At 69.1% G+C, this 25,701-nt stretch carries 22 protein-coding genes; 12 read left to right on the top strand and 10 right to left on the bottom strand.

Features of this window, described 5'->3' with window-relative positions; genetic code table 11:
* Positions 1-153: 153 nt before the first annotated feature.
* Complete coding sequence (locus AC3ANX_RS18980) at positions 154-1,830, bottom strand: formate--tetrahydrofolate ligase (RefSeq protein WP_488334779.1); 1,677 nt, start codon at positions 1,828-1,830, stop codon at positions 154-156.
* A 101-nt stretch (positions 1,831-1,931) separates the two neighbouring features.
* Positions 1,932-3,215: a UDP-N-acetylglucosamine 1-carboxyvinyltransferase gene (gene murA / locus AC3ANX_RS18975; RefSeq protein ID WP_488334778.1), complete on the bottom strand. Its 1,284-nt coding sequence runs from the start codon at positions 3,213-3,215 to the stop codon at positions 1,932-1,934.
* Positions 3,216-3,400: 185 nt separating this feature from the next.
* Here murA and AC3ANX_RS18970 point away from each other — a divergent pair, with 185 nt between their 5' ends.
* The gene (locus AC3ANX_RS18970; RefSeq protein ID WP_488337001.1) at positions 3,401-4,099 is read left to right on the top strand and encodes a Crp/Fnr family transcriptional regulator; all 699 of its coding nucleotides are present in this window, start codon (positions 3,401-3,403) and stop codon (positions 4,097-4,099) included.
* 318 nt (positions 4,100-4,417) lie between these two features.
* Here AC3ANX_RS18970 and clpS read toward each other — a convergent pair whose 3' ends face one another.
* The 3 genes from clpS to AC3ANX_RS18955 form a co-directional block, all read right to left on the bottom strand.
* A complete protein-coding gene (clpS, locus tag AC3ANX_RS18965) occupies positions 4,418-4,744 on the bottom strand; it encodes an ATP-dependent Clp protease adapter ClpS (RefSeq protein WP_488334777.1) in 327 nt (108 codons plus the stop codon).
* A 174-nt stretch (positions 4,745-4,918) separates the two neighbouring features.
* Positions 4,919-5,728, bottom strand: a complete 810-nt coding sequence (locus AC3ANX_RS18960) for a phasin family protein (protein WP_488334776.1) — start codon at positions 5,726-5,728, stop codon at positions 4,919-4,921.
* A gap of 134 nt (positions 5,729-5,862) precedes the next feature.
* Positions 5,863-7,572, bottom strand: coding sequence for a PHA/PHB synthase family protein (locus AC3ANX_RS18955; RefSeq protein WP_488337000.1), 1,710 nt, complete (start codon positions 7,570-7,572; stop codon positions 5,863-5,865).
* 150 nt (positions 7,573-7,722) lie between these two features.
* Between AC3ANX_RS18955 and AC3ANX_RS18950 the strand changes: the two genes are divergently transcribed.
* Together AC3ANX_RS18950 and AC3ANX_RS18945 are read left to right on the top strand one after the other, a co-directional pair.
* Entirely contained in the window at positions 7,723-8,928 is a 1,206-nt protein-coding gene (locus AC3ANX_RS18950) for an LL-diaminopimelate aminotransferase (protein ID WP_488334775.1), read from the top strand.
* Between the two features lie 68 nt (positions 8,929-8,996).
* Positions 8,997-10,763: a sensor domain-containing diguanylate cyclase gene (locus AC3ANX_RS18945; RefSeq protein ID WP_488334774.1), complete on the top strand. Its 1,767-nt coding sequence runs from the start codon at positions 8,997-8,999 to the stop codon at positions 10,761-10,763.
* A 142-nt stretch (positions 10,764-10,905) separates the two neighbouring features.
* On the opposite strand, the gene hisC is transcribed toward AC3ANX_RS18945, so the two are convergent.
* Together hisC and AC3ANX_RS18935 are read right to left on the bottom strand one after the other, a co-directional pair.
* Positions 10,906-12,003, bottom strand: a complete 1,098-nt coding sequence (gene hisC, locus AC3ANX_RS18940; RefSeq protein WP_488334773.1) for a histidinol-phosphate transaminase — start codon at positions 12,001-12,003, stop codon at positions 10,906-10,908.
* A 79-nt stretch (positions 12,004-12,082) separates the two neighbouring features.
* Complete coding sequence (locus AC3ANX_RS18935) at positions 12,083-13,780, bottom strand: DEAD/DEAH box helicase (protein ID WP_488334772.1); 1,698 nt, start codon at positions 13,778-13,780, stop codon at positions 12,083-12,085.
* A 130-nt stretch (positions 13,781-13,910) separates the two neighbouring features.
* Here AC3ANX_RS18935 and AC3ANX_RS18930 point away from each other — a divergent pair, with 130 nt between their 5' ends.
* Both AC3ANX_RS18930 and AC3ANX_RS18925 read left to right on the top strand, forming a co-directional pair.
* Entirely contained in the window at positions 13,911-15,089 is a 1,179-nt protein-coding gene (locus AC3ANX_RS18930) for an acyltransferase family protein (protein WP_488334771.1), read from the top strand.
* 135 nt (positions 15,090-15,224) lie between these two features.
* Positions 15,225-16,171, top strand: a protein-coding gene (locus AC3ANX_RS18925; protein ID WP_488334485.1) for an IS630 family transposase whose coding sequence is annotated in 2 segments (ribosomal slippage) — positions 15,225-15,561 and positions 15,561-16,171 — 948 coding nt in all. Because the reading frame shifts where the segments join, the coding sequence is not laid out codon by codon here.
* Positions 16,172-16,183: 12 nt separating this feature from the next.
* On the opposite strand, the gene AC3ANX_RS18920 is transcribed toward AC3ANX_RS18925, so the two are convergent.
* From AC3ANX_RS18920 to AC3ANX_RS18910, 3 genes are read right to left on the bottom strand one after another with little or no spacing between them, the layout of a single operon-like run.
* Entirely contained in the window at positions 16,184-17,374 is a 1,191-nt protein-coding gene (locus tag AC3ANX_RS18920; protein WP_488334770.1) for a BaiN/RdsA family NAD(P)/FAD-dependent oxidoreductase, read from the bottom strand.
* A 31-nt stretch (positions 17,375-17,405) separates the two neighbouring features.
* Positions 17,406-19,151 carry a J domain-containing protein gene (locus AC3ANX_RS18915; protein ID WP_488334769.1) on the bottom strand — a complete coding sequence of 582 codons (1,746 nt, stop codon included), beginning with the start codon at positions 19,149-19,151 and terminating at the stop codon, positions 17,406-17,408.
* On the bottom strand, positions 19,148-20,845 hold the full coding sequence (locus tag AC3ANX_RS18910; protein ID WP_488334768.1) for an Hsp70 family protein: 1,698 nt from the start codon (positions 20,843-20,845) through the stop codon (positions 19,148-19,150). Before AC3ANX_RS18910 ends, AC3ANX_RS18915 begins: the two co-directional genes overlap by 4 nt.
* Positions 20,846-20,950: 105 nt before the next feature.
* Between AC3ANX_RS18910 and AC3ANX_RS18905 the strand changes: the two genes are divergently transcribed.
* The 7 genes from AC3ANX_RS18905 (at position 20,951) to AC3ANX_RS18875 (ending at position 25,573) form a co-directional block, all read left to right on the top strand.
* Complete coding sequence (locus AC3ANX_RS18905; RefSeq protein ID WP_488334767.1) at positions 20,951-22,216, top strand: glutamate-5-semialdehyde dehydrogenase; 1,266 nt, start codon at positions 20,951-20,953, stop codon at positions 22,214-22,216.
* Positions 22,217-22,247: 31 nt separating this feature from the next.
* Positions 22,248-22,511 (top strand): CopG family ribbon-helix-helix protein, encoded by a 264-nt coding sequence (locus tag AC3ANX_RS18900; protein WP_488334766.1) that lies wholly within the window; start codon positions 22,248-22,250, stop codon positions 22,509-22,511.
* Positions 22,499-22,795: a type II toxin-antitoxin system RelE/ParE family toxin gene (locus AC3ANX_RS18895; RefSeq protein ID WP_488334765.1), complete on the top strand. Its 297-nt coding sequence runs from the start codon at positions 22,499-22,501 to the stop codon at positions 22,793-22,795. Before AC3ANX_RS18900 ends, AC3ANX_RS18895 begins: the two co-directional genes overlap by 13 nt.
* Positions 22,792-23,433, top strand: coding sequence for a nicotinate-nucleotide adenylyltransferase (locus tag AC3ANX_RS18890; RefSeq protein ID WP_488334764.1), 642 nt, complete (start codon positions 22,792-22,794; stop codon positions 23,431-23,433). The genes AC3ANX_RS18895 and AC3ANX_RS18890 overlap by 4 nt, the downstream gene beginning before the upstream one ends.
* Before the next feature lie 8 nt (positions 23,434-23,441).
* The gene (rsfS, locus tag AC3ANX_RS18885) at positions 23,442-23,849 is read left to right on the top strand and encodes a ribosome silencing factor (RefSeq protein ID WP_488334763.1); all 408 of its coding nucleotides are present in this window, start codon (positions 23,442-23,444) and stop codon (positions 23,847-23,849) included.
* Positions 23,850-23,966: 117 nt separating this feature from the next.
* Complete coding sequence (locus AC3ANX_RS18880) at positions 23,967-24,389, top strand: 23S rRNA (pseudouridine(1915)-N(3))-methyltransferase RlmH (protein ID WP_488334762.1); 423 nt, start codon at positions 23,967-23,969, stop codon at positions 24,387-24,389.
* On the top strand, positions 24,389-25,573 hold the full coding sequence (locus tag AC3ANX_RS18875) for a murein hydrolase activator EnvC family protein (protein WP_488334761.1): 1,185 nt from the start codon (positions 24,389-24,391) through the stop codon (positions 25,571-25,573). Before AC3ANX_RS18880 ends, AC3ANX_RS18875 begins: the two co-directional genes overlap by 1 nt.
* The last annotated feature ends 128 nt before the right edge of the window (positions 25,574-25,701 follow it).

Here is a 25,701-nt window from a genome sequence, read left to right as displayed (position 1 = left end):
TCGCCGCGAGACCCCAGCTTGCGCTGGGGTGACGTTTGGCAAGGGCATGAGATGCGGCGTGGCGAAGCCACGCCGTCGGTCCTCGCTGGCGCGAGGCCGGCCGGGCTTCCCGCCGGGGCGCGGATTAGCTTCGGCTAATCCGCTGCGAGAAGCCTAAAACAGCCCCTCGATCTCGCCGTCCTCCCCGAACCGGATCGCCTCCGCCGCCGGCACGCGCGGCAGGCCCGGCATCGTCATCAGATCACCGCATACCGCCACCACGAAGCCCGCGCCCGCCGCCAGCCGGACCTCGCGAATCGGCACGACATGGCCGGTCGGCGCGCCGAGCAGGGTCGGATCGGCGGAGAAACTGTACTGCGTCTTGGCCATGCACACCGGCAGATGCCCGAACCCAGCCGCCTCCCAGCGCGCGAGCTGCGCCGTCACCGCGGGCGAAGCGGCCACGTCGTCGGCGCGGTACAGCCGGGTCGCGACCGTGCGCATCTTGTCGAGCAGCGGCAAATCGTCGGCATAGAGCGGGCGGAAGTCCGCATCGCCGCGTTCGATCCGTGCCACTACCGCCTCGGCAAGATCGACCGCGCCCGCGCCGCCTTCCGCCCAGTGGCGGCACAGCACGGCTTGCGCGCCATGCGCGGTGGCGATCGCGCGGATCGCGTCGATCTCGGCGGGGCTGTCGGTGGCGAAATGGTTGATTGCCACCACCACCGGCACCCCGAACTGGCGCACGTTCTCGATATGCCGCGCGAGGTTGGCCCCGCCGCGCTGCACCGCCGCCACGTCCTCGCGCGCGAGATCGGCCTTGGCGACGCCCCCGTTCATCTTCAGCGCGCGCACCGTCGCGACGATTACGGCGGCATCGGGGGCGAGTCCCGCCTGCCGGCACTTGATGTCGAAGAACTTCTCCGCACCCAGATCCGCGCCGAACCCCGCCTCGGTGACGGCATAGTCGCCGAGCGCCAACGCCGCGCGCGTCGCGATCACCGAGTTGCAGCCATGCGCGATATTGGCGAACGGGCCGCCGTGGAGCAGCGCCGGGTTGCCCTCCAAAGTCTGCACCAGGTTGGGCTTGATCGCCTGTGCCAGCAGCACCGCCATCGCACCGTCCGCCTTGAGGTCGCGCGCCGTTACCGGGCGGCGCCCCTCTGTTCTTTGGCCGCGCGTCTCGGCGACGATGATGCGGCCGAGTCGCGCCTCCAGATCGGCGGCGTCCTCGGCGAGGCACAGCACCGCCATCACCTCCGACGCGACGGTAATGTCGAACCCCGATGTGCGCGGAAAGCCGTTCGCCACCCCGCCGAGCGACTGCGTTACCTCACGCAACGCCCGGTCGTTCATGTCGAGCACGCGCTTCCACGTCACCCGCCGCACGTCGATATCGAGCGCATTGCCCCAGTAGATGTGGTTGTCGATCATCGCGGCGAGCAGATTGTGCGCCGAAGTGATCGCGTGGAAATCGCCGGTGAAATGCAGGTTGATGTCGACCATCGGCGCGACCTGCGCATGCCCGCCGCCGGTCGCGCCGCCCTTGGTGCCGAAGCACGGCCCGAGCGACGGTTCGCGCAGCGCCAGCACCGTCTTGCGCCCGGTGCGGTTGAGCGCGTCGGCCAGCCCGACCGAGGTGGTGGTCTTGCCCTCGCCCGCAGGCGTGGGGTTGATCGCGGTAACGAGGATCAGCTTGCCCGGTGCGCGTGGGGGAATCGCGGCGGGGTCGATCTTGGCCTTGTCGCGACCGTACGGCTCGAAGGCGTCAGGTGAGAGCCCGAGATCGGCGGCCACGTCGCCGATCGGGCGCAGCTTCACCGCACGGCTGATCTCGATATCGGTCGGCATAGGTCCGTCGCCCCGGCGAAGGCCGGGGCCGCTTTGTTGGGCAACCCGGCGCGTCAACTAACATAGCGGCCTCGGCCTGCGCCGGGGCGACGCCAATGGCCTCAGCCGTCGCTGGCCCGCTCGATATCGGCGCCGACCGCGCTCAGCTTTTCCTCGAGTCGTTCGTAGCCGCGATCGAGGTGGTACACGCGCGCGACCTGCGTCTCGCCCTCCGCCGCCAGCCCCGCGAGGATCAGGCTCATCGAGGCGCGCAGATCGGTCGCCATCACCGGCGCGCCGACCAGCTTCGACACGCCGCGCACCACCGCCGTGCGCCCGGAGACGTGGATATCCGCCCCCATCCGCGCCAGCTCGGGCACATGCATGTAGCGGTTCTCGAAGATCGTCTCGGTCAGCACGCTCGCGCCGTCGGCCAGCGTCAGCATCGCCATGAACTGCGCCTGCATGTCGGTCGCGAAGCCGGGGAAAGGCGCGGTCGAGAGCGTCAGCGGCTGGAGTCGCTCGGGCGCGGACACATGGAGCACGTTGCCGCGCTCCTCGACCGTGACCCCGGCCGAGACCAAAGCGCTGATCGTCGCGCGCATATCCTCCGCCACCACGCCGACCAGATCGAGCGAGCCGCCGGTGATCGCCGCCGCGCAGGCATAGCTGCCCGCCTCGATCCGGTCGGGCATCACCGCATAGGTCGCACCGTGGAGCCGCTCGACCCCGGTGATCTCCAGCGTCTCGGTGCCGATGCCGCTGATCTTCGCGCCCATCGCGACGAGGCAGTTGCACAGATCGACGATCTCGGGCTCGCGCGCGGCATTGCCGATCCGCGAAACCCCGCGCGCCAGCGACGCCGCCATCACCGCATTCTCGGTCGCGCCGACAGAGACGACCGGGAACACGTAATCGCCGCCCGCCAGCCGCCCGCCCGGCGCTGTCGCCTTCACGTAGCCGGCGGCCAGCTCGATCTCCGCGCCGAGCGCTTCGAGCGCCTTGAGGTGGAGGTCGATCGGGCGGTTGCCGATCGCGCAGCCGCCCGGCAGCGACACCGTCGCCTCGCCCGCGCGGCCGACCAGCGGGCCGAGCACGAGGATTGACGCGCGCATCTTCCGCACGATGTCGTAGGGCGCTTCGGTTGAGGTCAGCTTGCCCGCGCGGATCGTCATCACGCGACCGAAATCTTCGGGGCGCGCGCCCTCGATCTGGGTCGATGCGCCGAGCTGGTTGAGCAGGTGGCCGAAGCTGTCGACGTCCGCCAGCCGCGGCAGGTTGCGCAGCGTCAGCGGTTCCTCGGTGAGCAACGCGCACGGCATGAGCGTGAGCGCGGCGTTCTTGGCGCCGGAGATGGGGAGGCGGCCCGAGAGGCGCTTGCCGCCGCGAATGATGATGCGATCCATGCCCAAGCTCATATCGTGTCGTCCCGCGCGCGCAAGCAGCACGCGATAATGGCACCGAATGCGTGCGGTATATGGTGCGCTTGATCGACTTTAATGCACTGATTTCGCTGCGCTGCTTTGGATGGCCCCGCCAAGGGGGATTGTACCGAGTGTCAGGGAGTTGCTTCGCCGAACGTCTGGGCGACATGGTAGTGCTGACCGAAACCGAACACCGCGCGCTTGAAAGGCTCGAGGAACGGGAGCGGCACCTGCGCCGCGGCGCCACGCTCCAGCGTGAGAACGACCGGGCCGCCGAGCTGTTCGTGTTGCGCAAAGGGCTGATGATGAGTTCGGTGCTGCTCGACGACGGCAGCCGGCAGATCCTGCGCATCCATTTCGCGGGCGACCTGCTCGCCGTGTCCAGCCTGATCTACAACGATGCGCCCGAGACGATCACCGCGCTGTCGGATTGCACGGTCGCGCCGTTCGAGCGGGCGGCGCTGAACGCGCTGCTGGTTGAACATCCGCGCCTCGCCGCGCTGGTGCTGGTCTATAACCAGATCGAGCGGGTCGCGCTGACCGACCGCCTCGCCGCGCTCGGCCGCACCTCGGCCAAGGCGCGCGTCGCCGCGATCCTGATCGAGATGCGCAACCGCATGCGCATGCTCGACAAGAGCATCGGCGACAGCTTCGTGCTGGGTCTCACGCAGGAGGAGATCGGCGACGCGACCGGGCTGACCGCGGTCCACGTCAACCGCATGCTGCGCCAGTTGGAGGAAGAAGGGCTGATCGCGCGCGAGGCGGGGAAGGTTCATTTCCTCAACGAACGCGCGCTGGCGCGCTCGGCGAATTTCGTCGATCGCTATGCGAAGCTCGACCTGAGCTGGTTGCCGCCCTCGCGCTGACGGTGCGATCGCCGCATGTGTGCGGCATCTGCGTAAAGGCTTGGTCGGCCTTACTGATCCCCGGTGAAGACCGGGGTCCAGTTGCGGGACTCCCGTGCGGTAGCGCTGCGATACCCGAAGATCGTTATGAGCCTCGTCGTGAGCGACGTCGAAGGGCGGCTGCGGCATCGCGCTGGGGTGCGCAGGCGACGAAGCGCTGCACTCTTTTGCCGATGCTCCGTACCTGGACCCGGCCTTCGCCGGGGATCGGGTGCGATGCAAGCGGGAGCGCGAAACTAGAGCCTCGGCTCTACCCGGCCGCGCACTGTTCTCGCGCCGTCACGCCTTCTCCAGCATGCATTGCAGCGGATGCTGGTTTTGCCGTGCGAACTCGGTGACTTGCGCGACCTTGGTCTCGGCGACCTCGTAGCTGAAGATGCCGCACACGCCGACGCCCTTCTGGTGGACGTGGAGCATCACGCGCGTCGCCGCCTCCATGTCCATGCGGAAGAAGCGTTGCAGCACGAGCACGACGAACTCCATCGGCGTGTAATCGTCGTTGAGCAGCAGCACCCGGTAAGGTGTCGGTTGCTTGGTGCGCGAGCGTGTCCGCGTCGCGATGCCGAGGCCGGTGCCGTCGTCTTCGCCGTCGGTATGCTCGGCCATCGTCGTTTTCCTGGGTGTATCGATCATGGCGAGACGAAAATATGGCATTGCCGCGGGCAAGGGCAAGGGCCTGTCGGCGTTCCGCTCGGTTTTTCCGCCGTTTGGCTGCCGCTCGTGCATACAAAAAGGGCCGCCCCGGCGGGACGGCCCTTTTCTGTCCGCGTGATCGCGAAATCAGGCGGCGATCTTCGCCTTTTCGGCGGCGAGCGCGACGCGGTTCGACAGCGGCTGCGCGATCTCACCGGCGAGCTTGAGCAGCGCTTCGGTGTTCTTCGACGAAACCGCGACCATCGAGTCGAACGACTGACGGACATAGTCGCTCTGCATCTTGAACAGCTCGGTCGGCGACTTCACCGACGCGAAGCTCTTCATCATCGCGGTCGCGCCCTCGAACTGCTTGCGCGTGTACTCGGCGGCTTCCTGGCCGAGCGTCTCGAAGCCCTTGGCCGCGATCTTGCTCGATTCGACCAGCGCCTCGACGTTGCCCTTGCCGAACTCGTTCATGTCCTCGAACATCCTGGCGCTCTTTTCCATCGCCTGCTTGGCGCGATCGTTAACGTCGCCGAAATAGGCCTGGGTCTTGGTGGTGGCGTCCTGCATCGTGGCTTCCATGGTCTTTTCCTCTTGGATGGTCGCCACGGGGGAAACGGCCGGGGCGGGGGTAATGGCGGGTTCGATGACGGCTTCAGCTACGGCGGCGACCGGCTCGGGCGTCACCACGGGTGCGGCCGCCGGCTTGGGCTCGGGCTTGGGCAAGGTGATATCCGGGACGGCGATATCGACCGGCGGAAGCGTCGGCACGATCGCGTCGGATGCGACATGCGGCTGGATCGCGGGGGACAGCGGCTCATTCGGCGCCGAGGGTGCCTTCGCCTTGACGGCGCGCTTCACCGCAACGGGAAGTGCTTCGCCACCGGGCATGCCGGGGAGAGCGGCCTTGGCCGGAAACTTACCGCGCGTGGGCTTGGGACCATCGCTTGCCATGATGCCTTCTCCTAACGATTGCTGCGCCGCAATATATAGGAAAGATCTTCATGCCGCAACACCTTTGTTGCACTGCAACATAGGTGTCATGCTGCGGCGATCAGCCATCCCCCCGACGCCTCTCAGGCATCCTCTCACCGCTCGCGGACGTAGCGCCCCGGCGCGTCGTCGAGCGCCTTGAGCTTGCCCGCGCCCGGCCTGCGCGCGCCGGTGGCGCGGACTGTTGCCGGGTCGATCTCGCGCAGCCACGCGAGCCAGTCGGGCCACCAACTGCCCTTGGTCTCATGCGCTGCGGCGATGAAATCATCCAAAGTGTCCTTTGGTTCCGTGGTGGTCCAAAATTGATATTTGCCCGCCGCCGGCGGGTTGACCACCCCGGCGATATGCCCCGATCCGGCGAGCACGAATCGCATCGGTCCGCCGAGATGATGGGTCAGTTTCCACACGCTTTCGGCCGGCGCGATATGGTCCTCGCGCCCGGCCTGGACGTAGGCGGGCGTCTTCACCAACGCGAGGTCGATCGGTGTGCCGTCCACGCTCAGCGCGCCGCCCGTCGCCAGCCGGTTGTCGCGGTACAGGTCGGTCAGGTAGCTCATGTGCCATTTGGCGGGCAGGTTGGTGGTGTCGCTGTTCCAGTGAAGCAGATCGAACGGCGCGTAATCGTTGCCGAGTAGGTAGTTGTTGGTGACGTAGTTCCAGATCAGGTCGCGCCCGCGCAGCAGGTTGAAGGTCGCGGCCATGTAGCGCCCGTCGAGATAGCCGTCGGGCGTCAGTTCCTTGAACATCGCCAATTGCGTATCGTCGACGAAGTGGAGCAGTTCGCCTGCATTCGCGAAATCGACCTGCGCGGTGAAGAAGGTCGCGCTCGCCACCGTATCGGCCTGTCCGCGCGCCGCCAGCACCGCCAGCGTCGCGGCGAGCGTGGTGCCCGCCACGCAATAGCCGATCGCATGGACGTGGCGCACGCCGAGCGCGGCGCGCGCCACATCGATCGCGTCGATCTGCGCCGCGACGTAATCGTCCCAAATGACATCTTTCATGCTCGCGTCAGCCGACTTCCACGAGACCATGAACACGGTGATGCCCTGCTCGACCGCCCAGCGCACGAAGCTCTTTTCAGGCGTGAGATCGAGGATGTAGAAGCGGTTGATCCACGGCGGGAAGATCACCACCGGCGTCTTCAAGACGCTCGGCGTGGCAGGCGCATATTGGATCAGTTCGTAGAGCGGGGTGCGGTGGACCACTTTGCCGGGGGTGGTCGCAAGGTTGCGGCCGACCTCGAACGCGTCGGGCGCGACCTGCGTCATCTGCCCCTTGGACAGATCGGCGAGCATGTTCTGCAAGCCCTTCACCAGATTTTCGCCGCGCGTCTCGATCGTCTTCTCCAGCACCTGCGGGTTGGTGGCGGGAAAGTTGGTCGGGCTCATCGCATCGATGAAGGCGCGGGTGGCGAAGCGGAGCTGATCCTTCTGCTTGCCCTCGACCCCCTCGAGCGAATCGACCGCGCGCAGCAGGTGGTCCGATATCAGCAGGTAGCTCTGGCGGATCCAGTCGAACACCGGATTCTCATGCCAGCGCGGATCGCGGAACCGCCGGTCGGCGGCGTGTTCGGGGCGTTCGGCCGGGCGTGCGGCGCCGGGGTCGAGCAGATGCTGCCACAAGGTCAGGCTGTCACGCCAGAAGTCGGTCGCGCGTGCGATCGTGCCGGCATCACCGATGCCGGGGATCGGCGGCACGGCGGCAGCCTCCTTCGGCTGCATCGCGGCAAAGCCGTTTTCGAGGAGGAGCTGCTGCATGCGGCCGAACACCAATGTCCATTGCTGCATGTCTTCCAGGCTCGGCATCGCCGGCGCGGTGGCTTTGCTCCTGGTGTCGGTATCGCTCACGCGCACACTCCTCTCGCCATCTACCGGTGCGGGTTTTGCTTTCGCCCGCGGCAATTCGGGTTCTATATGCGCCCGCTCGCACCTTTGCGAACCCTTTGGGAAAGAGCCGTGTCCGACGAATTCTACCGCATGAAGCGCCTGCCGCCCTATGTCATCGCGGAAGTGAACGCGATGCGAGCGGAAGCGCGCGCGGGCGGCGAGGACATCATCGATCTCGGCATGGGCAATCCCGATCTGCCGCCGCCGCCGCACGTCATCGCCAAATTGTGCGAAGTGGCGAGCAAGCCCGACGCGCACGGCTATTCGCAGTCGAAGGGCATTCCCGGGCTCAGGCGCGCGCAGGCGAACTATTACGGCCGCCGCTTCGGGGTCGAGGTCGATCCCGAGAGCGAGGTCGTGGTGACGATGGGGTCGAAGGAGGGGCTCGCCAGCCTCGCCACCGCGATCACCGCGCCGGGCGACGTCGTGCTCGCGCCCAATCCGTCCTACCCGATCCACACGTTCGGCTTCATCATCGCCGGCGCGACGATCCGCGCGGTGCCGACCACGCCCGACGAACACTATTTCGAGGCGCTGGAGCGCGCGATGGCGTTCACCGTGCCGCGCCCGTCGATCCTGGTCGTCAACTATCCGTCGAACCCGACCGCCGAGACGGTCGACCTCGCCTTCTACGAGCGGCTGGTGGCGTGGGCGAAGGAGAACCGCGTCTGGATCATCTCCGATCTCGCCTATTCGGAACTCTATTACGACGGCAAGCCGACCGTCTCGATCCTTCAGGTCAAGGGCGCGAAGGACGTCGCGATCGAATTTACCTCGCTTTCGAAGACCTATTCGATGGCGGGCTGGCGGATCGGTTTCGCAGTCGGTAACAAGACGCTGATCGCGGCGATGACGCGGGTGAAGTCGTACCTCGATTACGGCGCGTTCACGCCGATCCAGGCGGCGGCGTGCGCCGCGCTCAACGGCCCGCAGGATATCGTCGAGGCCAACCGCGTGCTGTACCACAAGCGTCGCGACGTGCTGGTCGAGAGCTTCGCGCGCGCCGGCTGGGACATCCCGAGCCCGGCTGCCAGCATGTTCGCCTGGGCGCCGCTGCCGCCCGCGCTCCAGCATCTCGGCAGCCTCGAATTCTCCAAGCAGTTGCTCAGCCACGCCAAGGTCGCGGTCGCGCCCGGTGTCGGCTATGGCGAGAACGGCGAGGGGTTCGTGCGCATCGCGATGGTCGAGAACGAGCAGCGCCTGCGCCAGGCCGCGCGCAACGTGAAGCGCTATCTGCAGAGCATGGGCGTCAACACGCCCGCGCGCACCGGCTGAGGTCTTCGCCCGCCCGCACTCGGGTCAAGCGAAACGCGACGTTAAGCCTCTTGCGCTATCGCGGGCGCATGGCACTCCGGGATCAGCGCGCGACGGGCATGTCCGTCTTCTGGACGTTCGCGCTCTATGCGGCGTTGACCGCGGCGGCGGCGTTGCTGACCCGGTTGAACAACGGCATCGCGCTGATCTGGCTGGCCAACGGCCCGCTGCTGGCGATCCTGTGCAGGACGCCGCCAAGACGCTGGCTGCCGCTTGCGGTCGCGGCCTGGCTCGGCATGGTCGGGGTGGTGTTCGCGGTGGTCGGCTGGAAACCGATCGCGATGCCGTTCGCGCTGGTCGATGTCGGCGAAGCCTTCCTCGCCGCCGCTTTGCTGTGGCACTGGCGGGTCAATGCCACCCTGTTCCGCAGCATCGGCACGGTGCCGCTGTTCGTGGCGGCCTGCCTCCTCGCCGCGATCCTGTGCGGCCTGCCCGGCGCGGCGCTTGGCGTGGCGACCTATCACCACGCGTTTCTGTCGCTGTGGTTCGACTGGATCATCGGCCACGGCCTCGGGCTGTTGATCGGTACGCCGCTCGCGCTGGTGATGCGGCGCGACGAGGGCGCATGGGCGCCGCTGGCGCGTCCGCACGGCGTGGCGATTGCAGCGGGCGTCGCGCTGCTCGTTGCCGGCACCAGCATCGCCACCTTCTGGCAGAGCGACTTGCCGCTGCTGTTCCTGCCGGTGCTGCCGGTGGTGATCGCAACCTTCGCGTTGCAGCGCGCGGGTGCCGCCGCCAGCGTGGCGATCGTCGCCGCGATCGGCGGCGCGCTGACGCTCGCCGGACGTGGGCCGGTGATGCTGGTCGACGGCGACGCGGCCGAGCGGCTGCAATTCTTCCAATTCTATCTTGCCGCGCTGTTCGTCACCGCGCTGCCGATCGCCGCGTTGCTGGCGCAGCGCGAGGGGCTGGTCCACGCGCTGGCGGAGAACGAGGCGCGCTACCGCCTGCTCGCCGACAATGCCACCGACATCATGCTCACGCTCGATCCCGACGGCACGGTGCGCTTCGCCTCGCCCTCGATCCGCGAGATCGGGCTGTACGATCCCGAGACGCTGATCGGGCGCAGCATGATCGACCTGATCTACGCCGAGGACCGCGAGCGGGTGCGCGCGGTGTATCGCGCCGGTCTTACCACGCCCGAGCGGACCTATGCGCTCGAGTTCCGCGCCACCCGCGCGGACGGGGTGGTCGGCTGGTTCGAATCGCACAGCCGCGTGGTGGTCGACCGGGCGGGCAAACCGACCGCGATCGTCTCGATCATCCGCGACATGGGCGGGCACAAGCGCCGCGAGGCGGAACTGGAACGCGCCGCCGCGACCGATCCGCTGACCGGGCTGCTCAACCGCGGTGCGTTCCGCCGCCGCATCGAGGAACGGCTGCGCGGCGACGATCCGCCGGGCACGCTCGCGCTGATCGATCTCGACCATTTCAAGCTCGTCAACGATCTGTACGGCCATGCCACCGGCGACGCGGCGCTGCTCGCCCTCGCCGATCTGCTGCGCGCCAACCTTCGCCCCGACGACGCGGTCGGTCGGATCGGCGGCGAGGAGTTCGGGGTGTTGTTCGCCGGGCGCGGGGCTCAGGCGGCGGTGGCGATCTGCGACCGGCTGCGCGACACGCTGGCGGAGACGGACATTCCCGCCGGCGAGGATTGCTTCTCGATCACGATGAGCGCGGGGGTGATGCCGCTGCGCCGAGACCTGACCATCGATGCGCTGTTCAGCCGCGCCGACGAGGCACTGTACCGCGCCAAGGCGCTGGGCCGGAACCGCACCGAACGCGCGGTCGGCTAAGCATTGCCCGGCGCAGGCCGGGCCGCCAGTACGGCCCGTCCTTGGCAGAGAGCTGTTGCGCGCTCACCCTTGGTGCCGGGCATCCCGCGCGCATCGGTATGTGGCCCACGCACTTAGACGGCGCCTGTGCCAGCCGGTCGGGTTACACCCCCGCGACGATATCCCGCAGCGCCGCCGCGAGGCCGCGCGTCTCGTCTTCGGTGCCGATGGTGATGCGGAGGCCATTCGCCAGCCCCTGTCCGGGCAACCAGCGCACGATGTAACCGCGCTCCATCAACTGGTTGTAGGCGACCTCGGCCGTCAGCGCGCCTTCGAACAGCACGAGCAGGAAGTTCGCCTCGCTCGGCACGACGCGCAGGCTGGCCGCGCTCAGCTTGCCGATCTCCTCGGTCAGCCAGGCGCGCCACACGCGGTTGTGCTCGCGCGTCTTGGCCATCCAGTCGTCGTCCTGCACCGCCGCGATCGCAGCGGCCTGGCCGGCGATCGTGCAGCAGAACGGCGCGCGGATGCGGTGCATCGCCGCCACCGCTTCGGCCGAGCCATAGCCCCAGCCGATCCGTTCGGCGGCAAGGCCGTGGATCTTGGAGAAGGTGCGCGTCACGATCACGTTCGAGGCGTGTTTCGCCAGCTCCAGCGCTCCGTCGTCGTCCTCCGCCTCGAGGAATTCGGCATAGGCCTGGTCGATCACCAGCATCACCCGGTTGGGCAGGTTGGCGTGCAGGCGGGCGATCTCGCCACGCGGCGTGAACGTACCGGTGGGGTTGTTGGGATTGGCGAGGAAGACGATTCGCGTCTTGCTGGTCATGCAGGCGAGGATCGCGTCGACGTCGGTCGCATAATCCTTGTCGCGTGCGATCACCGGCAGCGCGCCGACCCGGCGGGTCGCGATCTCGTACACCGCGAAGCCGTAGCGGACGTGGATCACCTCGTCGCCCTGGCCCGCATAGGCGCCGGCGATCAGGTGGAGGATTTCGTCCGATCCGGTGCCGTAGATGATCCGATCGGGATCAAGATCGTATTTCGCGCCGATCGCCGCGCGCAGCTCGCTCGCGCTGGCGTCGGGGTAGCGGGCGAGGTCGCCGCTGTGCGCCGCAAACGCCGCGACCGCCTTGGGGCTGGTGCCGAGTGCATTCTCGTTGGAGGAGAGCTTGACGGCCTTCGCGCCGCCATCGACCGACGATCGCCCCGGTACGTAGGGGGCGATCGCCATGATCCAGTCTTTGGGTTTGGGTGCCAGCATGAGGAGTCGCTTAGCGTCGGCGCGGGGGCGGCGCTAGTGTGCTTTGGCGCAATTGCAAGACGCCGCCCGCACGCGTTGGTTAACGCTGCGGGCGCTTGCGTAGGGTCGGGCGGGCGGCGTGGCGAACAGGTGCCGGACCGTTAGCGCGGCGCGGCCCGCGCGGTGCCTGTTCGGGCGCGCTGCCGAGCTGTTCGAACTGGACGTTGCCCTCCGCCTCCTCGCCCGCGGTACGCTTGACCGAGGCGAGGAACTTGCCCGCCAGCGCGCGCGGGATCTGGAACGCGGTCTCGTTCGGGGCGATGCGAATCGCGCCGACCTCGTTCTTGGTGATGTGCCCGCGCCGGCAGATCAGCGGCAGGATCCAGCGCGGATCGGCGTTCTGGCGGCGGCCGATGTCCATGCGGAACCACACCACGTCGTCGAAGCCGTCGCGGTGATGCTCCTTGCCGGGCGTGCGTTCGGCCGGACCTTCGGCCAGCATCTCCTCGGGTGCTGGCATGCGCGCGCGGAAGCTGCGGACCAGTGCGGCGGCGATCTCCTCTGGAGTCTTCTGCTCGAGCAGCTTGGCGGCGAGCGCGCGATCGTCCTCATCGACCTCTATGGGTTCGAGCAGTTGCGTCATCAGCCGCTCGCGGTCGGCCTTGCGGATGTCGTCCACGCTCGGCACCGGCAGCCATTCGACCGCGATGCGCGCGCCGCGCAGCATCATCTCGACGCGGCGCTTGCGCTGGTACGGCACGATCAGCACGGCGGTGCCCTTCTTGCCCGCGCGGCCGGTGCGGCCCGAACGGTGCTGGAGCGTCTCGGCATCGCGCGGCAGCTCGACATGGATGACGAGCGTGACGGTGGGAAGGTCAATACCGCGCGCCGCCACGTCGGTGGCGACGCAGACGCGCGCACGCTGGTCGCGCAGCGCCTGCAAGGCGGCGTTGCGCTCGTTCTGGCTATGCTCGCCCGACAGCGCCACGGCCGAGAAACCGCGCTCGATCAGCCCGGCGTGGAGGTGGCGGACGTTGTCGCGCGTCGCGCAGAACAGGATCGCCGTTTCCGCTTCGTGGAGGCGCAGCAGGTTGACGACCGCATTCTCGATGTCGGCCGGCGCGACGGTGACCGCCTGATAGCTGATGTCGCCGTGGCCGCGATCCTCGCCCACGGTGGTGATGCGCAAAGCGTCCTTCTGGTAGCGCTTGGCGAGCGCGACGATCGACTTGGGCATCGTCGCCGAGAACAGCAGGGTGCGGCGGTCGTCCGGCGTTGCGTCGAGGATCTGTTCGAGATCCTCGCGGAAGCCCATGTCGAGCATCTCGTCGGCTTCGTCGAGGATCGCCGCCTTGAGCTGGGACAGGTCGAGCGCGCCGCGTTCGATATGGTCGCGCAGGCGCCCGGGCGTGCCGACGACGATGTGCGCGCCGTGCGCGAGGCTGCGGCGCTCGCGCGAGGCGTCCATGCCGCCGACGCAGGTCGAAATGCGCGCACCGGCCTTGCCGTAAAGCCATTCGAGTTCGCGGCTGACCTGGAGCGCCAGTTCGCGAGTCGGTGCGATGGCGAGCGCGAGCGGCGCGCGGGCGGGCGGCAGCGTGCCGTCTTCGCCCAGCAGCTGCGGCGCGATGGCGAGCCCGAAGGCGACGGTCTTGCCCGAGCCGGTCTGCGCGGAGACGATCAGGTCGCGGCCATCGGCTTCCGGCGCGATGACGGCGGCCTGAACGGGGGTCGGCGCGGCATAACCACGCGCGGTGAGCGCTTCGCCAAGAAGCGCGGGAAGATGGGTAAAGGGCATGATTTTCCGAATGCTGGACGCGCCAGTCGCGCGATGAGCGGGGTCGCATAGCAGACAAACCGCGCGAAAGCACGCGTTTCCCGCGTGCGCATTCGGGAGCCATTCAGCCGAACTGCCGTTATCCTGGCATATGGACGCAGCATCAGCCCGCCGCCCGAGCGCGCGCCAGCATTATTGGGACACGTTGCGCGCGGCGTTGATGCTGCTCGGCATCCCCTATCATTCGGCGCTCGCCTTTCAGGCCGGCGGGTGGATCGTCGCGACCCGGCACCATTCGCCGGTGCTCGATTACGTGGCGGAGGCGATCCACCTGTTCCGCATGCCGGCCTTCTTCCTGGTCGCCGGCTATTTCGCCGCGCTGAGCCTCACCCGATATCCGCCGCGGACCTGGTTTCGCGGGCGGCTGACGCGGCTTGGCATTCCGTTGCTCGCCAGTCTCGTCACCATCATCCCGGTGCTCAACATCGGCTGCGAACTGTCCAACTTCGCCCTGCCGGAGGCGTTGGCGTCGTTCCGGCACTTGTCGCTCACCTCGGGCGGATATTGGGTGCGGCACCTGTGGTTCATCGTCGTGCTGCTGTATCTGTGCGGCGCGGCGGCACTGCTCGCGCATGTGCGGCCCCCGTTCCGCGCAGCCGGGGTGCCCGCGCGAATCGACGCGTGGTGCGCGGCGCACCCGCTGGCGCTGCTGCTCGGGCTCGGCGTGGTGGTCGGGCTGTTCGAGGCGGTGACGATCGAGCTGTTCTACACCGCGCATCTCAACACCACGCTGCCGCAGGAGATCCTGCGCATCGACGATCTGCTCGGTGCGCTGCCGTGGTTCGTGATGGGGTTCGCCTTGCAGCGCGCGCCAGCCACGCTGGCGGCGATGGGGCGCGGGCGGGTTGCCGTCGCCCTGCTGGCGGTCGCGGCGCTGGCGGCATCGCTGGCGCTCTACAACCAGAGCTGGCCGCCGCTGTACCGCTTCGTGGGGGCGTTCACCGCGATCCTGACGACGCAGGTGGTGGTGGCGATCGCGCGGGAATGGTTCGACCGGCCGAGCCCCGTCACCGACCGGCTCGTGCGCGGGTCGTTCGTGGTGTATCTGTTCCATGTGCCGGTGATCGTGTGGCTGGCGCTGATCGTCGACCGGATCGGCACGCCGCCCGCGATCGGCTTCGTGGCTGTCGCGAGTGGCACGCTGGCGACGACGCTCGCGATCGCCGCGCTGGTCGAGCGTTCAGCCGTGCTGAGCCTGTTCTACAGCGGCACGCGCGCGGCGGCGCGCCCGCGCCACCCGCGCGGACCGGCGATGGTGGCTGCGGAGTAAACGACCGCCCGTAGCGAGCGACGTCGGTCGGGATGCGCGGGCTAGAGCGGTTTTCGTCGGGGCTGAATCGTTGGGGATTCACACGGCACCCGTTTTCTGATTCACGATCCGTGCTGGCGAAGGAGGCCGGGATGGATGGGCCGAGCGTTATCGCGTGATCTTCGGGATCGTGTCATCGCTGCTGTCGAAAGCGGGGTGTCTTGCCGGCAGGCGGCAGAGCGGTTCGGCGTCAGCGCGGCAAGCGCGATCCGCTGGCGACAGCTGGTGCTCGCTCATGGCACGCCGGCGGCCAAGCCGCAGGGCGGTGATCGCCGAAGTCCCAAGATTGAGGACCATGCCGCCTTCATTCTGGAGGCGATCGAGCAGCAGCCGGATCCGACGCTGGCAGAGCTTCGTGGGATGCTGGCCGAGCGTGGCGTGAGCGTCAGCATCGCCACGCTCTGGCGCTTCTTCGCCCGCCACGGGATCACGCGCAAAAAAAGACCGGCCACGCGACGGAGCAAGATCGTCCCGACGTCCTGAAGCGTCGCGAGGAGTGGTTCGAGGGCCAGCTCGATCTCGACCCCGACAAGCTGGTCTTCATCGACGAGACCTGGGCGTCTACCAACATGGCGCGGCGCCATGGTCGCTGCCGGCGGGGCCAGCGCTTGCGCGCCGGCACCCCCTTCGGACATTGGAAGACCACGACCTTCGTCGCCGGCCTGCGCCGCACGGGCATGGTAGCACCCTGGGTGCTCGACGGACCAATGAACGCCGATGCGTTCCTCACCTACGTCACGCGCGTGCTCGTGCCGGAACTCGGCCGCGGTGACGTGGTCGTGATGGACAACCTGTCGAGCCACAAGGCGCCGGCCGTGCGAGCCGCCATCGAAAGCGTTGGCGCAACGCTCCTCTTCCTCCCGCCCTACAGCCCAGACTTCAACCCGATCGAGCAGGCCTTCTCCAAGCTGAAGGCGCACCTGCGAAAAGCGGCCGAGCGGACCGTCCATGGCCTATGGAACGCCATCGGTCGCATCCTCGATCTCTACTCGCCCCAGGAATGTGCCAACTACTTCGCCGCCTGCGGCTACGATGCAGACTGATCGAAAACCGCTCTAGACGCTCTCCGCGATCGCCAGCCCGGCGGCCCAGCCGCTCGCCCAGGCCCATTGGAAGTTATATCCGCCGAGCCAGCCGGTCACATCCACCGCCTCGCCGATCGCATAGAGCCCGGGCGCCTTCTTCGCCGCCATCGTCTTGGAGGAGAGGTCTGCGGTGGAGATGCCGCCCGCCGTCACCTCGGCCTTGGCGAAGCCTTCGGTGCCGTTGGGGGCGAAGCGCCAGTCGGCGAGCTGCCGTTCGGCCTCGGCGACGCGCTTGTCGGTGAAGGTGCCGAGTTCGCCGTCGAGATCGAGCCGGTCGGCGAGCGTCACCGCGAGCCGCGCGGGCAGATGATTGTCGAGCGTGCCGTACAGCGTCGCGCGCGGGCGGGCGTGCTTGGCGGCGACCAGCCAGCCGCTCGCCAGCGCGGGCAGGAAGTCGATGCCGACGCTCTCGCCATGCCGCCAATAGGAGGAGATTTGCAGGATCGCCGGGCCGGACAGCCCCTTGTGCGTGAACAGTGCCGCCTCGCGGAAAACGGTCTTGCCGGCTTTGGCGATAACTTCGGTCGCCACCCCCGACAGCGTGCGGAACAGGGTCTCCTCGCCGCCCAGCGTCAGCGGCACCAACGCGGGGCGCGGCTCGACCACCTTCAGCCCGAAGCGCCGCGCCAGATCATAGGCGAAGCCGGTCGCGCCCATCTGCGGGATGGACGGGCCGCCGGTCGCGATCACCAGCGCCGGCGCGGTCGCGGTGCGCGTGCCGATGCGGACGTTGTAGCGGCCATCGGCGTGGCCGATCTCGCCGATCGGCTCGCCTAGCCATTGCGTGACGTGCGCCTTGTCGCACTCCTCCTGCAACATCGCGACGATCTGCTTGGCCGAACCGTCGCAGAACAATTGCCCGAGCGTCTTCTCGTGCCAGGCGATGCCATAGGCCTCGACCAGCGCGAGGAAGTCGGCCGCCGTATAGCGCCCCAGCGCCGATTTGGCGAAATGCGGGTTGGCCGAGAGGTAGCGGTCGGGCGCGGTGTGGAGGTTGGTGAAATTGCACCGCCCCCCGCCCGAGATCAGGATCTTCTTGCCCACCGCATCGGCATGGTCGATCAGCAGCACGCGTGCCCCGCGTTGCCCGGCGGTGGCCGCGCACATCAGCCCGGCCGCGCCAGCGCCGAGGATGATCGCGTCGTAGGTGTGTGTCGTCATCGCGCCGCCCTAGCCGCAAAAGCGGCGCGCGTCAGGTCATCGGCACAGCGGGCGCGTCTGCGGGCACCACGATCGATGCGGGCCGGTCATCAAGCGAAACGATCGCGGCGAACACGAACCAGGCGACCAGCGCCATCTTGAGCAGGCGCAGCGCGAGATGCTCGCGGTTGCCGCGCACCCCGGCGATCTGCGCCGCCGCGACGATCAGCAGACCGCCCACCAGCGTCAGCGCCGCCGCGTAGAACGGTGCGGCCGCGATGCCGAGCAACTGCGCCGCGCCGTAGCTGATCGCGGCGAGCGCCAGCACCGCCGGCACCGCGAACCCGGCGCGCCAGCGCGGCACGCGGGCAAGCAGCGCGCCGGCCTGCGTCAGCGGCCCGAACAGGATCGTCGCGCCCAGCGCGAACACCAGGGCGAGCGCGCCACGGTGGATCGGATCGAGCGTCGCGACCGCCCAGCCGCCCCCGAACAGCGCACCGCCGATGCCGGGGATGATGCTCGCGACCAGCCGCGCGCGCACCGCCTCGATCGTGGCGGAGCCGCCCGCCACCGCCATCCAAACCCACGCGAGCCCGGTCGCGAGCGAGAGGCCGAACAGCGCCGCCTGCGATGTCGGCAGCAGGATCGCTCCCGCCAGTACCACCGCCGGTCCGATCGGCCAGCCGTCCGCCAGCCACTCGGGGTGCGGCCGCTCGGCCCAATGCATTCGCCACCGGCGCGCGAGATACGGCGCGATCGGGCTGAGCAGGATGGCGAGATCGATCGCCCAGTTCGCCCACGGGTATAAACCGGGCGCGAATCCGTCGAACCCGTCTGCGAGCATGAGGCTGAGCAGAAGTGCCGCCGGAATCGCGGCGAACATGCCGAGCGTCCAGTGCGGCCGGGCGAGCAGGCGCTGCCAGCGGGCCACCGACTCGGCCTTGAACGAATAGGCCAGCCCCGGCGCGATCGGCCCGCGCGCGCCGAGCAAGGTGGCGACGCCGCTCTCCAGCCCCGGTCGCAGCGCGGCGAGCCGCCACAGCCAAGAGCGGCCCGGTGGCCGCGTGAGGCTGCGCCACGCGGGGCGGAGCGGGTGCCTGTCACGGTCGATCGTCGCGATCAGCCGCCATTCGTCGAGCCGCGCGAGCACCGCCGCGACCGGGTACGCTGCCGCGCCGCGCCGTTCCTCCGACCAACCGAACGCGGTCGCGGCTTCGAGCAGCACCGCATCGCTGCGCGGGATCGTGTCGGCAAGAAGCTCGGCGACGATCCGTTCGACGTCGGCATGGACGGTGATCTCACCCATCACCGGCAGCGCGAGGATGGCCGCCAACGTCTCGCGCACGGCGGCGTCGCTGGTCCACGGCCCACGCAACCCCCGATCGAGCGCGCCAAGCAGATCGTTGAGCCGCGCGATCTCGGCATCGCGTTCGGCGAAGATGCCCGCGAGGTCGTCCGGCGGCGGGGCGTCGGCGGCTTCCTCGGACGGGGCGCTGTGGAAGCGGGGAGCGGGGGGTGCCGGTTCGCCGTCTTCGGCTTGCCCGACGATGCTGAACAGTTCGGCTTCGCTGAACGTCAGCGACACCGCGCCCTCCGGCGCATCCTCGTCATCATCGTCGTCGGCCCATGCCGCCGCGCTGTCGGCGTAGGCGAGCGCGGTTTCATAGGCGGCGCGGAGCTGCTTGAAGCCTTCGGGATCGTCCTCGGGGTTGGTCGCGCGCAACTGCCGCGCATAGCCGCGCCGGATCGTGTCGCGGTCGCTCCCGGGCGCCACGCCGATGACGCTCCAGATGCTCACAGGAAGCGCTCGCCCTCGAGCCGGTCGAGTGCTGCGTGGAAGGCCTCGCGCGCCTGTTCGGCCTCGCGCGGATCCTGCCGGTCGAGCGCCTGCTGGAACACGGCGATCAGGTGATCGACCGCTGCGCGATCGTCGCCGAGGAAGTTCTCGAAACATTTCTCGCCGCGCGCCAGCGCCGCGCGATTGCGCTCCTCGTCGCGCGGATGCGTCTTGAGCCCGGCGAGCAGCGCGCGGCGCTCGGCGATCCGGGCGTCGTCGCCGACCGACTCGTCGTTGATGACGAGGCTGGTGCGCTCGCCGGTCTGCTCCACCACGATGTCGACTTCGAGCAGCCCGCTGACATCGTAGGAGAAGCGCACCTCCATGCGTTGCCCGGCGGGGCCGCGCGGCACCTTCACCTTGGTCTTGCCGATCTCGACATTGTCGCGCACCAGCCGCGCTTCGCCCTGATAGATGCCGAACACGACCTCGGCCTGATTGTCGGCGAGCGTCTGGAAACCGTGCACGCGGCTGGCCGGGATCACGGTATTGCGTTCGAGCACGGGCGCGAAGATGCCGTGTTCGAACCCGCCGCCCGGCAGCGGCCGGCTGACGTTGACGCCGAGCGAATAGGGGCACACGTCGGTGACGACGACTTCCTTGAGCGCGGCGTCGCGCGCCTTCAATCCGGCCTGCACGGCGGCGCCGAGCGCGACCGCCTCGTCCGGGTTGATCGTCGCATTGGGGAAGCGCCCGAACATCCGCGCGACCGCGCGCCGCACCGGCGGCATCCGCGTCGCCCCGCCGATCAAGATGATGTCGGACAGTGCCTCGGGCCGCAGGTTGCTGTCGCGCAGCGCGCGCAGCACCGGATCGCGCAGGCGCTCGACCAGCGGGGCGGCCTGCGCCTCGAAGGTGGCGGCGTCGATCTCCATCTCAAAAGCGGTGTCCTGCCACACCACGCGCATGGTCGCGGAGGCCGCTCCGCTCAGCGCGCGGCGCGTGCGCTCGGCCTGTTCGCGTAAGCGCTGGTAGAGCCGGTCCTCACGCCCCGCCTCACCCCATTCCTTGGCGAAACGCTCGCGCATCAACGCGATCAGCACCTCGTTAAAATCCTCGCCGCCGAGCTGGTTGTCGCCGGTCGAGGCGCGCACCTCGATGATCCCTTCGAAAATCTCGACGATCGACACGTCGAACGTGCCGCCGCCAAGATCGAACACGAAGAAGCGCGCCTCCGCATCGAGATTGTGGATGCCATAGGCGAGCGCGGCGGCGGTGGGTTCGTTGATGAGCCGCTCGACCCTGAGGCCCGCCAGTTCGCCCGCGCGGTGGGTGGCCTTGCGCTGCTGATCGTTGAAATAGGCCGGCACGGTGATGACCGCCTCGGTGACGGGTTCGCCCAGGAACGTCTCGGCATCTTCCTTCAGGCTGCGCAGCACCAGCGCGGACAGTTCCTCCGCGCTGTAATCGCGCCCGCCGAGCCGGGTGGTGCGCCTGGTGCCCATATAGCGCTTGAACGCGGTGACGGTCGCGTCCGGGTGGCTCGCCTGCCGGTCGCGCGCGGCGACCCCGACCAGCACCGCGCCATCCGCATCGATGCTGACGGCGGACGGAGTGAGCGTCTGCCCAAGTCGGTTGGGGATCAGCGTCGCCGCGCCATCCTTCCACACCGCGCACGCGCTGTTGGTGGTGCCGAGATCGATACCGATAATCATGCGCTGTCCCGTCGCCGTTGCCGCCCCCGCTTAACCGGCACGGCGGGGCGGGTGAAGCCGTCGCGGTTCACAGCCGGGCGGTGTCGTGATAGCACCGCCGCCGTCATGACCGAACAGACCTCCATTCCGAAGACGCTGGTGGCCGATCTCGGCGCCCGCGCCCGTACCGCCGCCACCACGCTCGCCGCCGCGCCGAGCGCGACCAAGCAGGCTGCGCTGCGCCGCATCGCCGAGCTGCTGCGCGCGGGCAGCGCGGAGATCGAGGCGGCCAACGCCCGCGACATGGCGCGCGCCGAGGCGGCGGGGCTGTCGAACGCGATGCTCGACCGGTTGCGGCTCGATGCGAAGCGGATCGCGGGCATGGCCGACGGCGTCGCGGCGGTGGCGGGGCTCGCCGATCCGGTCGGCGGCGTGATCGACAGCGCCGAGCGGCCCAATGGCCTCGCACTGTCGCGGGTACGCGTGCCGATCGGGGTGATCGGCATCATCTACGAGAGCCGGCCCAACGTCACCGCCGACGCGGCGGCTTTGTGCATCGCCTCGGGCAATGCCGTCATCCTGCGCGGTGGTTCCGAAGCGATCGAGAGCAACCGCGCGATCCACGCGATCTTCGCGGCCGGGCTCACCGAAAGCGGCCTGCCCGCCGATGCGGCGCAACTCGTGCCCGTGACGGATCGCGCCGTGGTCGGCGCGATGCTGACGGCGGAGGGGTTGATCGACATGATCGTGCCGCGCGGCGGCAAGAGCCTCGTCGCGCGCGTCCAGGCCGAGGCGCGGGTGCCGGTGCTCGCGCATCTCGACGGGATCAACCACATCTTCGTCCACGCCTCCGCCGATCAGGCGATGGCGGAGCGGATCGTCGTCAACGCCAAGATGCGCCGCACCGGCGTCTGCGGTGCGATGGAGACGCTGCTGATCGATCGCGGCTACGACCACGCCGAGGCGCTGGTCGCCGCGCTGTCGGCGGCGGGCTGCGAGGTGCGTGCGGGCGGCTCGCTTCACGAGCTGATCCCCGGGCTCGCACCGGCAGACGAGGCCGACTGGGACACCGAATATCTCGAAGCGATCGCATCGGCGACGTTCGTCGACGGGCTCGATGCGGCGATCGCGCACATCGCCCGCCACGGGTCGCACCACACCGACGCGATCATCGCCGAGGACGCCGCCGTCGCGGAGCGCTTCCTCGCTGCTGTCGACAGCGCGATCGTGCTGTGGAATGCCTCCACACAGTTCGCCGACGGCGGCGAGTTCGGTCTGGGCGCGGAGATCGGCATCGCCACCGGTCGCCTGCATGCGCGCGGGCCGGTCGCGCTGGAGGGGCTGACGACGTACAAATGGATCGGGCGGGGCACCGGGCAGGTGCGGCCTTGATGGCAATGCTTCGGATGTATACATCCGAAGCATGAGCAAGACTTCCGTCGTCACGACGCGTCTGGATGCCGATACGCTCGACATGATCGACCGTGTCACCGCTGCCCGGGGCCAGAGCCGGTCGAAGTTTGTCGCGCAGGCTGTGCGCGAGGCGGCGCGACGGGAATCGGAGTTCCTTGCCTTCGTGCAGGAAGGAATCGATGAACTCGACCGGGGCGAGGGTATTCCCCACGCGGTGGTGATGGCTGAACTCGACGCAATGATCGCCCGGCACGAGGCAAGATGCCGGACCTGATCTGGTCGCCGTCGTCGCATCGTGATCTTCAGACGATCGAGCTTCACTTGCGGGACTATCCAGACGCTGCATCGGAGACGCTGCGCGCGATCCACCGCGTCACGAGTCGTCTGCTCGACTATCCCCGCATCGGCCGCGCCGTGCACGAGCCGTTCCGGGTGATCGGCGTTCGCGGTACGCCCTATCTCGTCATCTACCGTCTGCGGGACGGCGGCCGGGTCGAGATCGTGCGGCTTCGGCATGGTCGCGAGGACTGGCTCGGGCAGGTCGAGGCAGAGTTGTGACCCGCGTCGGCATCCTCGGCGGGTCGTTCAACCCGGCGCACAAAGGGCACCGCGCGATCAGCCTCGCGGCGATGCACGCGCTGGGGCTGGACGAGGTGTGGTGGCTGGTGTCGCCCGGCAACCCCCTCAAGGAGGCGCGGGGCGACATGGCGCCGTTGGCGGTGCGGCTCGCCTCGGCGCGGAAGGTGGCTCGGCATGCGCCGATCCGGGTGAGCGATCTCGAGGTGCGGCTCGGCACGCGCTACACCGTCGATACCATCGTCGCGCTGCGGCGGCGCTTCCCCAAAGTGCAGTTCATCTGGCTGATGGGCGGCGACAATCTCGCCCAGTTCGACCAGTGGCGCGGCTGGCGGCGGATCGCGCGCGAGGTTCCGATTGCAGTTATCGCCAGACCGGGCTATGACGACAGTGCCTACGCGGCCCCCGCGATGGGTTGGCTGCGGCGCGCGATCCGGCCCGCACGCCAGGCAAAGAGCTGGACGAAGTGGAGATTGCCGGCACTCGTGCTGTTGCGCTTCCGTCTCGACCCGACCTCGGCGACCCGGCTGCGTGCAGCCGATCCCGCCTGGCAGCTTCGTTTTGCCGAGCCTCAGGCGCCGCACGCGGGCGCGCCTGACGGAACCTCCACCGCATCATAGGAACCACCTTGGCCTCTGCTTCCCCATCCTATCGCGCGTCCGAACCCGATGAGGTCGAGGCGCTGCACAAGCTCGTCCTCGCCTCGCTCGACGACGATCAGGCGGTCGAGACGATCTCGATCCCGCTGGCGGGCAAATCGACCATCGCCGATCACATGGTGATCGCGAGCGGGCGTTCGACCCGTCAGGTCGCCTCGATGGCGCAGAAGCTGGTCGAGAAGATCAAGGCCGAACTCGGCCGCGTCGCGCGGATCGAGGGGTTGCCCACCGCCGACTGGGTGCTGATCGACGCGGGCGACGTGATCGTCCACCTGTTCCGCCCGGAAGTGCGCAGCTTCTACAATCTGGAGCGGATGTGGGCGTTCGGCGACGCGCCGACGCCGCCGGCCGCGCCGGGCGCTCCGCTCGGCGCCTGAACGACGGTTCGATATGCTGTTCTCCCGCGCAAGCGGGAGTCCAGTGCCGCACACGCGGCGCCTGTGGCTCTGGACTCCCGCTTTCGCGGGAGAACGGACGCGGATTGAGGCCCTGTCATGCTCCTCCACATCGTCGCGCGCGGACGGATCGGGCGCGGGCCCGAGGCCGAACTGGTCGAGCGCTATGCCAAGCGGCTCGCTTGGCCGTTCCGCATGACCGAGCTGCCCGACACCGGCGGCAAGATGCCCCCGGTCGAGCCCGGCACGCGCATCGTGATGCTCGATGAGACCGGCGAGGTGCTCGGCTCGCGCGAGTTTGCCGGGCGGCTGGAGAAATGGCGCGACGGCGGGGTTCGCGAGACGCGCTTCCTGATCGGCGCGGCCGACGGGTTCGACGATGCGCAGCGTGCTACCGCCGACATGCTGTTGTCGTTTGGGCGCGCGACCTGGCCGCACCTGCTCGCCCGCGCGATGCTCGCCGAGCAATTGTGGCGCGCGACCAGCATCCTCGCCAACCACCCGTATCACCGCGAGGGATGATGCGCGCGCGGTGGATCATGGTGGGAGGTGCGGTCTCGCTGATCGCGGCGGTGGCCGCCGCGCAGACCGCGCCGACCGATCAGGTCCGCCGGCTCGAAGACGCCAAGGCGCAGTCCGCCGCCGCCGCCGCGCGCTCGGCCGCGCTCGAGGCGCGCGCGGCGCACGAGAAGGACGAAGCGGCGCAGGCGCGCGTGCAGGAGACGGCGGTGGCGGCGCGCGTCCAGCAGGCGCAGGCCGATATCGCCGCGGGGCAGGCGCGCAGCGCGATCACCGCGCGGCTGCTCGCCGATCAGCGCGCGCGGCTGGCGGTGCAGCAGGGGCCGATCGCGCGGCTGATCGCGGCGCTGCAATCCTTGGCGGCGCGGCCGGCGATGATCAGTCTTGTCCAGCCCGGCTCGGTCGACGATCTCGTCCATGTCCGCGCGGTGCTGGCAAGCGCGATGCCGGTGGTGCGCGCCCGTACCGTCGCTTTGCGCACCGATCTCGACCGCACGCGCGCGTTGCAGGCGAGCGCCGCGCTCGCCGCCACGGCGCTCGCCGAGAGCCGCACCCGGCTGGAGGCGCAGCGGCTCGCGCTCACCCGGCTGGAGGCGGAGCACCGCATGAAGTCGCAGGCGTTGGGGCGCGACGCCCTGTTCGAATCGGACCGCGCGATTGCGCTTGGCGAGCGCGCGCGCGACATCGTCGATCTGATGAGCAAGCTCGGCGATCAGGCGAGCACGCGCACCAGCCTCGCCGCGCTGCCCGGCCCGCTGCCGCGCCCGCCCCGCCCGGGCGAGGTCGCCTCGACGCTCGACACGCCGGTCTGGCCTGCCGCGTCGCCGCCCTACCGGCTGCCGGTGGCGGGCAAGGTGGTGACGGGGCTGGGCGAACTGTCGGACGCGGGCGTGCGCTCGCGCGGGCTGACACTCGCGACCCAGCCCAGTGCGGACGTCACCGCCCCGGCGGCAGGCAAGGTCGCTTATGCCGGGCGGTTCCGCAGCTATGGCACGATCGTCATTCTCGATCATGGCGGGGGGTGGACGACGTTGGTGTCGGGGCTCGGCGCGGCGTCGGTGGTGGTCGGCGCGCAGGTCGCGCAGGGCGCCGTCATCGGCAGTGCTGCGAAGGGCGACGATCCGCAGGTGACGGTCGAACTGCGCCGCCGCGACCGCGCGGTCGATATGGTGCCGTTGATCGGATAGCCGTCGCCCCGGCGCAGGCCGGGGCCGCTGCATAGGCTGGCGATCCGGGTGCCCACACCCGGCGGCCCCGGCCTACGCCGGGGCGACGGCTTGCGGAAATCGCTCAGCCCCCGTTCAGCCGCGAGCGC

The sequence above is a fragment of the Sphingomonas sp. BRN-1R genome (assembly GCF_057748035.1).
The sequence above is the reverse complement of the archived record's forward strand: the minus strand, read 5'-3'. Positions and strand labels throughout refer to the sequence as shown.